This window comes from Arthrobacter globiformis, assembly GCF_030817195.1.
Taxonomy (GTDB): Bacteria; Actinomycetota; Actinomycetes; order Actinomycetales; family Micrococcaceae; genus Arthrobacter; species Arthrobacter globiformis_D.
In genome coordinates this window covers 3,327,685-3,339,419 of record NZ_JAUSYZ010000001.1, presented here as the reverse complement: position 1 = coordinate 3,339,419, position 11,735 = coordinate 3,327,685, and the positions used below count along the sequence as shown (strand labels likewise).

The 11,735-nt window shown below is 67.6% G+C and carries 10 protein-coding genes; 9 read left to right on the top strand and 1 reads right to left on the bottom strand.

Annotated features, from left to right (window positions below; translation table 11 throughout):
• Nucleotides 1-107 precede the first annotated feature (107 nt).
• Both efp and nusB read left to right on the top strand, forming a co-directional pair.
• Nucleotides 108-671: an elongation factor P gene (gene efp / locus QF036_RS15110; RefSeq protein WP_003800749.1), complete on the top strand. Its 564-nt coding sequence runs from the start codon at nt 108-110 to the stop codon at nt 669-671.
• On the top strand, nt 671-1,081 hold the full coding sequence (gene nusB, locus QF036_RS15105; protein WP_003800750.1) for a transcription antitermination factor NusB: 411 nt from the start codon (nt 671-673) through the stop codon (nt 1,079-1,081). The genes efp and nusB overlap by 1 nt, the downstream gene beginning before the upstream one ends.
• 80 nt (nt 1,082-1,161) lie before the next feature.
• Here the strand turns inward: nusB and QF036_RS15100 are convergent, their stop codons facing one another.
• Nucleotides 1,162-2,448, bottom strand: coding sequence for a PrsW family intramembrane metalloprotease (locus QF036_RS15100; protein ID WP_307103133.1), 1,287 nt, complete (start codon nt 2,446-2,448; stop codon nt 1,162-1,164).
• A gap of 203 nt (nt 2,449-2,651) precedes the next feature.
• Here QF036_RS15100 and pyrR point away from each other — a divergent pair, with 203 nt between their 5' ends.
• From pyrR to pyrF, 7 genes are read left to right on the top strand one after another with little or no spacing between them, the layout of a single operon-like run.
• The gene (gene pyrR / locus QF036_RS15095) at nt 2,652-3,236 is read left to right on the top strand and encodes a bifunctional pyr operon transcriptional regulator/uracil phosphoribosyltransferase PyrR (protein WP_307103131.1); all 585 of its coding nucleotides are present in this window, start codon (nt 2,652-2,654) and stop codon (nt 3,234-3,236) included.
• Nucleotides 3,233-4,228, top strand: a complete 996-nt coding sequence (locus QF036_RS15090) for an aspartate carbamoyltransferase catalytic subunit (RefSeq protein ID WP_307103130.1) — start codon at nt 3,233-3,235, stop codon at nt 4,226-4,228. The genes pyrR and QF036_RS15090 overlap by 4 nt, the downstream gene beginning before the upstream one ends.
• The gene (locus QF036_RS15085) at nt 4,228-5,589 is read left to right on the top strand and encodes a dihydroorotase (RefSeq protein ID WP_307103128.1); all 1,362 of its coding nucleotides are present in this window, start codon (nt 4,228-4,230) and stop codon (nt 5,587-5,589) included. The genes QF036_RS15090 and QF036_RS15085 overlap by 1 nt, the downstream gene beginning before the upstream one ends.
• On the top strand, nt 5,589-6,110 hold the full coding sequence (locus tag QF036_RS15080; RefSeq protein WP_307103126.1) for a PH-like domain-containing protein: 522 nt from the start codon (nt 5,589-5,591) through the stop codon (nt 6,108-6,110). Before QF036_RS15085 ends, QF036_RS15080 begins: the two co-directional genes overlap by 1 nt.
• Nucleotides 6,091-7,410: a glutamine-hydrolyzing carbamoyl-phosphate synthase small subunit gene (carA, locus tag QF036_RS15075; protein ID WP_307103124.1), complete on the top strand. Its 1,320-nt coding sequence runs from the start codon at nt 6,091-6,093 to the stop codon at nt 7,408-7,410. The genes QF036_RS15080 and carA overlap by 20 nt, the downstream gene beginning before the upstream one ends.
• Complete coding sequence (gene carB, locus QF036_RS15070) at nt 7,410-10,754, top strand: carbamoyl-phosphate synthase large subunit (protein WP_307103122.1); 3,345 nt, start codon at nt 7,410-7,412, stop codon at nt 10,752-10,754. Before carA ends, carB begins: the two co-directional genes overlap by 1 nt.
• Nucleotides 10,747-11,652 carry an orotidine-5'-phosphate decarboxylase gene (gene pyrF / locus QF036_RS15065; RefSeq protein ID WP_307103120.1) on the top strand — a complete coding sequence of 302 codons (906 nt, stop codon included), beginning with the start codon at nt 10,747-10,749 and terminating at the stop codon, nt 11,650-11,652. Before carB ends, pyrF begins: the two co-directional genes overlap by 8 nt.
• Nucleotides 11,653-11,735: the final 83 nt, after the last annotated feature.

The window sequence follows — 11,735 nt, the reverse complement described above, 5'->3', positions numbered from 1 at the left end:
ATAGTTTCTGGATTTTTGATAAACACACGCTGGCGCGCCGTTCGGCATGCCTGCTTGGCATAACCAGCTGGCAGCCAGAACCAGTCACACACAACCAGAGGAAACCAGTGGCAACCACAAACGACATCAAGAACGGGACCGTCCTGAAGCTCGAGGGCCAGCTCTGGAACGTCATCGAGTTCCAGCACGTCAAGCCGGGCAAGGGCGGCGCCTTCGTGCGCACCAAGATGCGCAACGTCATGTCCGGCAAGGTAGTGGACAAGACGTTCAACGCTGGCCTCAAGATCGAGACCGCCACCGTGGACCGCCGCGACTACCAGTACCTGTACCAGGACGGCGCGGACTTCGTCTTCATGGACACCTCGGACTACGACCAGATCACCGTTTCGGGCGCCACCGTGGGTGACGCCACCAACTTCATGCTGGAAAACCAGATGGTCAACATCGCCATCCACGAAGGCACCCCGCTGTACATCGAGCTGCCGCCGAGCGTTGTCCTCGAAATCACCTACACCGAGCCGGGCCTGCAGGGCGACCGCTCCTCCGCCGGCACCAAGCCCGCCACCCTGGAGACGGGCTACGAGATCCAGGTGCCGCTGTTCGTTGAGAACAACACCAAGGTCAAGGTCGACACCCGCGACGGCAGCTACCTGGGCCGGGTCAACGACTAGTGAGCGCCCGCGGTAAAGCCCGCAACAGGGCTCTTGAGGTCCTCTTCGAAGCCGAGCAGCGCTCTGTCTCGGCCTTCGACGTGCTGCGTGCGCGCCGCGAGAGGACCGACCAGATCGTCAATCCGTATACCCTCGAGATCGTCGAAGGCGTGGTGTCGATGCAGGCCACCATCGACGAGTTCCTGGAGACCTACTCACAGGGCTGGACACTGGAGCGCATGCCGTCCGTGGACCGGATCATCCTGCGGATCGGCACTTGGGAGCTGCTCTACAACGACGACGTTCCCGACGGCGTCGCCGTCAGCGAAGCCGTCGCTTTGGCCAAGACGCTCTCCACCGACGAGTCGCCGTCGTTCATCAACGGCCTCCTGGGGCGCCTTCAGCAGCTGAAGCCGTCCCTGCTCGCCTGAGCTGGGCCATACGCAGAAAGCCCCTGCCGGGTTACCCCGGCAGGGGCTTTATGCGTAAACTCCTCGCTATTGGAGCCCACCTACTGTTGAACGGCGGCCCGCAGCGCGGTCAGGTGGCGCAGCTGCTGCACCTCGTCCTGCTGGTGCAGCGGCACGTCCCTGCCGCTGAGGATCCGCTGCCGGGTGAAGGCCAGGCGCGTCGCCGCCTTGACGAACTCCTTCATCTCGTGGCCCCGGTTGTACGACCCCGCCCAGCGCACAGCCTGCCGGCGGCCTCCGGGAGTGGACAGCAGCTCCACCTCCGCCGGCGCGAACCACCCCGCTGCGGCGTACTCCTGGAGGCGCTGCCGGGTGAGGCGCGTTTCTGCGACCCGCAGCACCACGATGCACACCACAGCGAGCAGGAAGATGGGAACCTGCACCAGCACGTACTGGGCCAGGAAGTCCTGTCCCATGCTGTTCCACCTGTTGTGCAGGATCATGGCCGGAACCAGGCCCACGAAGAACGCGAGCACCGAGACGCCCGAGTGCCAGCGCCGCGCCGCCAGGCCCATGATCAGTCCCGTGGTCCCGGTGAAGATGGCGTGCGCGAACGGCGACATCACACCGCGCAGGAAGAAAATCTGCACAAGGTCGCTGCCGGGCGTTCCGGACTCGGCGATCGCCCGGCCGAAGTAGAGAATGTTCTCGGTGAACGCGAAGCCGCCGGCGATGGTGAAGGCAAACACCACGCCGTCGACGGGGCCGTCAAAGTTGCGGCGGGCGAACAAGAGAAGCAGCAGCAGGCCCAGGGACTTCGCGAACTCCTCCACCACCGGCGCCTGCACTGTGGTCATGAAATCCCGGAAGGCCGCCTCATCAGTGGCCGGAGCCGCGAGGGCGAACACCGGCTGGATGAGCAGCGTCACGGCAATGGACACGGCTGCGCCCCAGGTGAAGGCAAACAGCAGCAGGCGCTTCGGCTCGGGTTCCCACCGGTCAATGACGGCCACGGCGGACAGCACCGCCGCCAGCGGGATCAGCGAGGCAACAAACCCGACGACGAAACCGGTGACGCCGGTGCTCGCCAGGAGGAACGGCACCACAAGGAACAGGCTGACGAACGCGAGTATCCCGCCGCCCACGACGAGTCCCAGGGTCCCTGCCCCCGGGCGGGCGGCCACGGTGGAGGCGGCTTCCGGGATGACTTGGTGCACGGCTCCGCCGCTGTGCCCGGGCGCCGGCCGGTAGTTCTGCGGCTGGACATGGCCCATCCAGCTGGGATTCGCGGGCTGGTCCTGGAACTGCCGCCCGGGACCGCCCGGGCGGTTCCAGGCTGAGCTGTTCCGGCCCGGGCCGGAGGGCGGCTGCTGCGGGTTGATCGACATAGATACGAGCCTATGTGCCGCAGGGTAGGCAACAAAGCACAGGGGCTGGCGGCGCCGGGGAGCGCAACAAACCACAGTGCCCCCTGGTGTGACGGACGACGCCTTCTGGCGGGGCCGGGGGCAGGCGCCCGTGTGGTAATTTTGGAAGGCAAATGTTCCTTTTTTAATTCCGTCCCGTGAGGCGGGGAAAGGGGAGACGAGCGATGACTCCTGTCACGCAGGCACCGGTTCCGGCCAGGGTTGTTCTTAACCAGGCGGACATTGACCGTGCCCTCACTCGTATCGCCCATGAAATCCTTGAGGCCAACAAGGGCTCCCAGGACCTGGTGCTGCTGGGCATTCCCCGCCGCGGCTACCCGCTTGCCGTCCGGCTCGCCCAGAAAATCGCCTCCGCCGATCCCGCAGTGGATGCCAGCGCCATTGTCGGCCAGCTGGACGTCACCATGTTCCGGGACGATCTCTCCTCCCAGCCCACCAGGCCGCCGCACCACACGCAGCTGCCGCTGACGGGCATCGACAACAAGGTCGTTGTGCTGATTGACGACGTCCTGTACTCCGGCCGGACCATCCGCGCCGCCCTGGACGCGCTGGTGGACCTCGGCCGGCCGCGCATTGTCCGCCTGGCTGTCCTGATTGACCGGGGCCACCGCGAACTTCCCATCCGCGCCGACCACGTGGGCAAGAACCTTCCCACCTCCTCCGCAGAAAAGGTCCGGGTCCGGCTTGAGGAGACCGATGCCGTCGACGGCCAGGCAGTCAACGAAGTGGTAATCGAGGGCGGCGCATGAAGCACCTGCTCTCCACCGAAGACCTCAGCCTGGCCAACGCCGTCCGCATCCTCGACACCGCCGAAGAGATGTCGACCGTGGGGGAGCGCGAAGTCAAGAAGCTTCCCGCCCTGCGCGGACGGACCGTGGTGAACCTGTTCTTCGAGGATTCCACCAGGACCCGCATTTCCTTCGAAGCCGCAGCCAAGCGGCTCTCGGCGGACGTCATCAACTTCGCCGCCAAGGGCTCGTCGGTCTCCAAGGGCGAGTCCCTCAAGGACACCGCCCAGACGCTGTCCGCCATGGGGGCCGACGCCGTCGTCATCCGCCACTGGGCCTCCGGTGCCCCGCACCGGTTGGCGGCCACCGACTGGATCGATGCCGCAGTGATCAACGCCGGCGACGGCACCCACGAACACCCCACCCAGGCACTGCTGGACGCCTTCACCATGCGGCGGCACTGGACCAAACTCTCCGGCCTGCCCTCCACGGGGGCGGACCTGCGCGGCATGCGCGTCGCCATCGCCGGGGACGTCCTGCACTCCCGGGTGGCGCGGTCCAACGTCTGGCTGCTGCGCACGCTCGGCGCCGACGTCACCCTGGTGGCGCCGCCCACACTGTTGCCCATCGGCGTCGAACAGTGGCCCTGCAGCATCAGCTATGACATGGACGAGACCCTGGAAAAGGGCGTCGACGCGGTAATGATGCTCCGCGTCCAGGGCGAGCGGATGAACGCCTCGTTCTTCCCGTCCACCCGGGAGTACTCCCGCCGTTGGGGCTTCGACGACAACAGGCTCCGCGCGCTGGACAGGCTGGGCCTGAAGGACACCATCATCATGCACCCCGGACCCATGAACCGGGGCCTGGAAATTTCCGCGGCCGCCGCCGATTCGCCCCGTTCCACCGTGCTCGCACAGGTCAAGAACGGCGTGTCGATCCGCATGGCCGCCCTGTACCTGCTGCTCTCCGGGGATACCCGTGAACCAGCCACCACCCTGAAGGAGAGCAACTGATGGCTGACGAAACCACGTACCTGATCCGGGGCGCCGCGATCCTTGGCGGCGACCGCGAGGACCTGCTCATCCGCGACGGCGTGATCACGGCCCGGGGCTCCGATCTGTCGAAGACAGACGCAGCGGACGGAGCCACGGTGATTGACGCCGACGGCCTCGTCGCCCTGCCGGGCATGGTGGACGTCCACACCCACCTCCGTGAACCGGGCCGCGAAGACGCCGAAACGGTGGAAACCGGCACGCGCGCCGCAGCGCTCGGCGGCTTCACCGCCGTGCACGCCATGGCCAACAGCACACCGGTGGCTGACACCGCCGGTGTGGTGGAACAGGTCTACAGCCTGGGCCGGTCCGCCGGCTGGGTGGATGTCCGCCCGGTGGGCGCCGTCACCGTGGGGCTGGCCGGCGAGCAGCTCGCCGAGCTCGGCGCGATGGCCGATTCCCGCGCCCAGGTCCGCATGTTCTCCGACGACGGCATCTGCGTCCACGATCCCGTCCTGATGCGCCGCGCCCTCGAGTACGTCAAGGCGTTCGACGGCGTGGTGGCCCAGCACGCGCAGGAACCGCGCCTCACCGCCGGTGCCCAGATGAACGAAGGCGAAGTGTCCGCAGTCCTCGGCCTGACCGGCTGGCCGGCCGTCGCCGAGGAAAGCATCATCGCCCGCGACGTCCTGCTGGCCCAGCACGTGGGCTCCCGGCTCCACGTCTGCCACGTGTCCACCGCGGGTTCAGTGGAGATCATCCGCTGGGCCAAGGGCCGCGGCATCAACGTCACCGCCGAAGTGACGCCGCACCACCTGCTGCTCACCGATGACCTGGTCCGCAGCTACGACCCCGTCTACAAGGTCAACCCGCCGCTGCGCACCAACGACGACGTCCAGGCACTGCGCGCCGCCCTCGCCGACGGCACCATCGACGTCGTCGGCACCGACCACGCCCCGCACCCGAGCGAGCACAAGGAGTGCGAGTGGGCGCAGGCGGCCATGGGCATGACGGGGCTGGAAACCGCCCTGTCCGTGGTCCAGCACGCCATGATCGAGACCGGCCTCATGACCTGGGCCGACTTTGCCAGGGTCACCTCCACCGCGCCGGCCGGCATCGGACGGCTCACGGACCAGGGCCGGCCGCTCGAAAAGGGCGAACCCGCCAACATCGTCCTCGTGGATCCGGCCGCGCGCTGGACCGTGGATCCTTCCGCGATGGCAACGATGGGACGCAACTCGCCGTTCCGCGGCATGGAACTCCCCGGCAAGGTGGTGGCCACGTTCTTCAGGGGCCACCCCACGGTCCTGGACGGCAAGCTCAACACGCCCTACCGCTACCCCTCCGAAGCGCCGGTTGCCGGCGCCGCGGGTGCGAACTGATGGAAAAGGAACTCCTCGCCGGGCTGATCACGGCGGTGCTTGTCGCCGTCGTCCTTGGCCTGATGTGGCTGGGCTGGCGCAACCGGCTCCGGCGGCAAACCGGGATCGAGGCGCTGCCCGCGGTTCCTGCCGGGCTGGGCGAACCGCTGCTCTCGGCGGAGGGCCAGTATGTGGCCTCGACCACCGCGGGTGACTGGCTGGACAGGATTGCCGTGCACGGCCTCGGCATCCGCACCAACGCGCAGCTTTCCATCCATCCGGAGGGCGTGCTCCTGGACCGCTCCGGCGCCGGTCCGCTGTTCATCCCGGCGGCCACTTTGGCGGGCGTCCGGCAGGACAGCGGCATGGCAGGTAAGTTCGTGGAAAAGGACGGGCTGCTGATCCTCAGCTGGATGCTCGGAACCCACGCCCTGGACACCGGCTTCCGCACCCGCCGCGCCGCGGACAAGCCGGCCATCCTTCAACAACTTCAGGAAATGATCTCCCCAGGCCCTCAGACAGGTGCCCATAGTGGAAAGTAATAAAGTGACGGACAACAACACAGCAAGCTCCGCCCCCGCCGTCCTGGTGCTCGAAGACGGCCGCATCTTCCGCGGCCGCAGCTACGGCGCGCAGGGCACCGCCCTGGGGGAAGCGGTCTTCGCCACCGGCATGACCGGTTACCAGGAGACCATTACGGACCCGTCCTACGCGCGCCAGCTGGTGGTGCAGACGGCACCGCACATCGGCAACACCGGTGTGAACAGCGAGGACGCCGAATCCCGCCGCATCTGGGTGGCCGGCTACATCGTCCGTGACGCCGCCCGCCGTCCGTCCAACTGGCGGTCTGAGCGGTCTCTCGACTCTGAACTCGTCGAGCAGGGCATCGTCGGCATCCAGGGCGTGGACACCCGGGCCATCACCCGCCACCTGCGCGAGCACAAGACCATGCGCGCCGGCATCTTCTCCGGCGAGGCGGCCAAGGCGACCGACAAGGAACTCATCGACGCCGTGCTCGCCAGTGAGCCGATGGAGGGCGCCCGGCTTGCCGAGGAAGTCAGCATCGATGAAGCCTACGTCGTGGAGCCCAAGGACCACGGCTGGGACGGCGACGCGCGCTTCAGCATCGCGGCGATCGACCTCGGCATCAAGGCCATGACGCCGGTGCGCTTCGCTGAGCGCGGCGTCCGCGTGCACGTGCTGCCCGCCACGGCCACCATCGACGACGTCAAGGCCGTCAGCCCCGACGGCTTCTTCATGTCCAACGGCCCCGGCGACCCCGCCACCGCCGACAACCAGGTCAAGCTGCTCCGCACCGTCCTGGACGAGAAGCTGCCGTACTTCGGCATCTGCTTCGGCAACCAGATCCTGGGCCGCGCCCTCGGCTTCGGCACCTACAAGCTGCGCTACGGCCACCGGGGCATCAACCAGCCCGTCATGGACCGCCGCACGGGCAAGGTGGAGATCACCTCGCAGAACCACGGCTTCGCCGTCGACGCCCCGCTGGACGGACCCACCAACGCGCCGGAAGAGCGCTACGGGCGGGTCGAGGTCAGCCACGTCAGCCTGAACGACGAGGTCGTGGAGGGCCTGGCCTGCCTGGACATCCCGGCTTTCTCTGTCCAGTACCACCCCGAAGCCGCCGCCGGCCCGCACGACGCCGCGTACCTTTTCGACCGTTTCATCGAGCTGATGGAAGGAACCCGGGACGGCCGCACCGCCAACCTCTCCAAGGAACCCGTGGACGCCCAGCACCCTGCAGAGGCCCAGCAGAACGGTGCCCTTCAAAACCAGGCCGCCGAGCCGAACACGACTGACAACAAGACTGAGGACAAGAAGTAATGCCCAAGAGAACTGACCTTAAGAGCGTCCTGGTCATCGGTTCCGGCCCGATCGTCATCGGCCAGGCCGCCGAATTCGACTACTCCGGCACGCAGGCCCTTCGCGTCCTCAAGGAGGAAGGCCTGCGCGTCATCCTCGTGAACTCCAACCCGGCCACCATCATGACCGACCCGGAGTTCGCCGACGCCACCTACATCGAGCCCATCACCCCCGAGGTGGTGGAGAAGATCATCGCCAAGGAGCGCCCGGACGCCGTGCTGCCCACCCTGGGCGGCCAGACGGCCCTGAACACCGCCATCGCGCTGGACAAGAACGGTGTGCTGGAGAAGTACAACGTGGAACTGATCGGCGCGAACATCGCCGCGATCGAGCTCGGCGAGGACCGCGAGAAGTTCAAGGGCGTCGTGGAGCGCTGCGGCGCCGAATCCGCCCGCAGCCACATCATCCACACCATGGACGAGGCCCTGAAGGCAGCCGACGACCTCGGCTACCCCATGGTGGTCCGCCCCTCCTTCACCATGGGCGGCCTCGGTTCCGGCCTGGCCTACAACGAAGAGGACCTGCGCCGCATCGTCGGCCAGGGCCTGCAGTACAGCCCCACCAGCGAGGTGCTGCTCGAAGAGAGCATCCTGGGCTGGAAGGAATACGAGCTCGAGATGATGCGGGACAAGAACGACAACGTGGTTGTCGTCTGTTCCATCGAGAACTTTGATCCCGTGGGCGTGCACACCGGCGACTCCATCACCGTTGCCCCGGCACTGACCCTCACTGACCGCGAATACCAGCGGCTGCGCGACATCTCCATCGCGGTCATCCGTGAAGTCGGCGTGGACACCGGCGGCTGCAACATCCAGTTCGCCATCGATCCCGCGACCGGCCGCGTCGTGGTCATCGAAATGAACCCGCGCGTGTCCCGCTCCTCGGCGCTGGCGTCCAAGGCCACGGGCTTCGCGATCGCCAAGATCGCCACCAAGCTCTCGCTCGGCTACACCCTGGACGAGATTCCCAACGACATCACGCAGAAGACTCCCGCCTCCTTCGAGCCCACGCTCGACTACGTGGTGGTCAAGGTCCCGCGGTTCGCGTTCGAGAAGTTCCCGGCCGCCGACCCCACCCTCACCACCACCATGAAGTCGGTGGGCGAGGCCATGGCCATGGGCCGCAACTTCACCGAAGCCCTCCAGAAGGCCCTGCGCTCCCTCGAACAGAAGGGCTCGCAGCTGGACTTCAGCTCGGTCCCCGAATGGGAAGTGCCGGAGCTCATCGAAAAGGCCAAGCGCCCGACGACGGAACGCCTGCACCAGGTGCAGCGCGCCCTGCTCGGCGGCGCCAGCGTGGAGGAACTCCACGAGGCCACGAAGATTGACCCCTGGTTCCTGGACCAGCTCCAGCTGCTCAACGAGATCTCCCACGAGATCGGCGGCTCCGGCGCCCTCACGGAGGACATGCTCCGCCGCGCCAAGCGGCACGGCTTCTCCGACGAGCAGATCGGCTCGCTGACGCACAACTCCGAGGCCGTGGTCCGCGGCGTCCGGCAGGCACTGGACATCCGCCCGGTCTACAAGACCGTGGACACCTGCGCCGCCGAGTTTGCCGCCTACACGCCGTACCACTACTCGGCCTACGACGAAGAGGACGAGGTGGCGCTGCACTCCAAGCCGTCCATCCTCATCCTCGGCTCCGGTCCCAACCGCATTGGCCAGGGCATCGAGTTCGACTACTCCTGCGTTCACGCCTCCATGGCGCTGCGCAAGGCCGGCTACGAGACCGTCATGGTCAACTGCAACCCGGAAACCGTCTCCACCGACTACGACATCTCCACCCGGCTGTACTTCGAGCCGCTGACCCTCGAGGACGTCCTCGAGGTCATCGCCGCCGAGGAACGCACCGGCGGCGTGATGGGCGTCTTCGTCCAGCTCGGCGGCCAGACCCCGCTGAAGCTGGCCCAGCAGCTGGCCGACGCCGGGGTGCCCATCCTGGGCACCTCGCCGGAAGCGATCGACCTCGCCGAACACCGCGGCGCCTTCGCCCGCGTGCTGGACGAGGCCGGCCTGGTTTCCCCGAAGAACGGCACCGCCGTTTCCTTCGAGGACGCCAAGAAGATCGCCGACGAAATCGGTTACCCCGTCCTGGTCCGCCCGTCCTACGTCCTGGGCGGCCGCGGCATGGAGATCGTCTACGACGAGCCGAACCTGTCCCGCTACATCGCCAACGCCACCGAGATCACCGCCGAGCACCCGGTGCTGATCGACCGGTTCCTCGAAGACGCCGTCGAGATCGACGTCGACGCGCTGTTCGACGGCACGGACATGTACCTGGGCGGCATCATGGAGCACATCGAGGAGGCCGGCATTCACTCCGGCGACTCAGCCTGCGTCCTGCCGCCGATTACTCTGGGCAACAACGTGCTGGAACGCGTCCGCACCGCCACCCGGGCCATCGCCGAGGGTGTGGGCGTCCGCGGCCTCATCAACATCCAGTTCGCGCTGGCCTCCGACGTCCTGTACGTCCTGGAAGCCAACCCGCGCGCCTCCCGGACCGTGCCCTTCGTGTCCAAGGCCACCGGAGTGCAGATGGCCAAGGCCGCTGCCCTGATCGGCACCGGTGTGACCATCGGCCAGCTCCGCAGCGCGTACAAGATACTGCCGGAAACCGGCGACGGCTCCACGCTGCCGCTGGACGCGCCCGTCTCCGTCAAGGAAGCGGTCCTGCCGTTCAGCCGCTTCCGCACCCCGGAGGGCAAGGTCGTTGACTCGCTGCTCGGACCGGAGATGCGCTCCACCGGCGAGGTCATGGGTATCGACAAGCACTTCGACACCGCCTTCGCCAAGAGCCAGGCTGCTGCAAACAACGCCCTGCCCACGGAAGGCAAGATCTTCGTCTCCGTGGCGAACCGGGACAAGCGCTCGGTGATCATGGGCGTCAAGCGCCTCTCCGACCTCGGCTTCGAGATCGTCTCCACAGGCGGCACCGCCGACGTGCTGCGCCGCAACGGCATCCAGGCCACCCCGGTGCGCAAGGTGGCCGAGGGCAGCAGCGCCGAAGGTGAAGGCACCATCGCCGACCTCGTGATTGCCGGCGAAATCGACATGGTGTTCAACACCCCCTCCGGCGGCGAGGCCCGCAGCGACGGGTACGAACTCCGTGCCGCGGCTACCTCCATCGGCATCCCCTGCATCACCACGGTGGCCGAGTTCAACGCCGCCGTCCAGGCCATCGAGGCACTGCGCACCTACGCCTGGTCCGTGACCAGCCTGCAGGAGCACGCCGCGGCGCTCGTTGCCTCGCAGGAGGCAGCGCTGCAGAAGGCAGCCGCACAGAGCCCGGCAGCGCAGAATGCCTGAGGCAGGGAACACTTCCGCGGGCGGCAACATTGCCGCAGGCGGCAGCATTGCCGCAGGCGCTGGCCGGGAGTCGTTCGGCTCCCGGCTGGGCCGGGCCATGGCGGACCGCGGTCCGCTGTGTGTCGGCATTGACCCGCACCCCGCCCTGCTGAAGAGCTGGGGACTGGACGACGACGCCGCCGGCCTCAGGCGCTTCTCGCTCACCGCCCTGGAGGCAGTCAGTTCACTCGCTGCCGCGGTCAAGCCGCAGGTGGCGCTCTACGAACGCCACGGTTCGGCCGGCATGGCCGTGCTGGAAGAAGTTCTTGCCGTGGCACGGGACGAGGGGGTGCTGACCATCGCGGACGCCAAGCGCGGCGATATCGGGTCCACCATGGCCGCGTACGCCGACGCCTGGCTCCGTGACGGCTCTGCCCTCGCCGCGGATTCCGTGACCCTGAGCCCGTACCTGGGCTTCGAGTCCCTCCGGCCGGCCCTGGATCTCGCTGCCGAGCACGGCCGGGGCGTGTTTGTCCTGGCGCTGACCTCCAACCCGGAGGGCGCTTCTGTGCAGCACGTCGGCGGAAGCGATTCCGTGGCGCGCCGGATTGTTGAGGCCGCAGCCGCGGAGAACGAACGCTACTCCGGGCCCCTGGGCTCGGTGGGCCTTGTGGTGGGAGCCACCGTGGGCACGGCGCTGGCCGACCTGCAGCTGGATCTGGCCGCCGTCCGCGGCCCGATCCTCGCGCCGGGCCTGGGCGCCCAGGGGGCCACACCCGCAGACCTGCGGAGGACGTTCGGCGGCGCCTACTCCCAGGTCCTGGGAACCTCCAGCCGCGACATCCTCAAGGCCGGCCCCGGCGTCCGGGAGCTGACCGAGGCGGCGCAGCGTACCCTCGCCGGACTCCGCTCCGAATAGTCCATTGATTTCTCCGGCCGGCAGGGAGTAGGTTCAGGACAAATCCGTGGCTGCTTCAACGCCGCCGGCCGCGGATCCGTTGG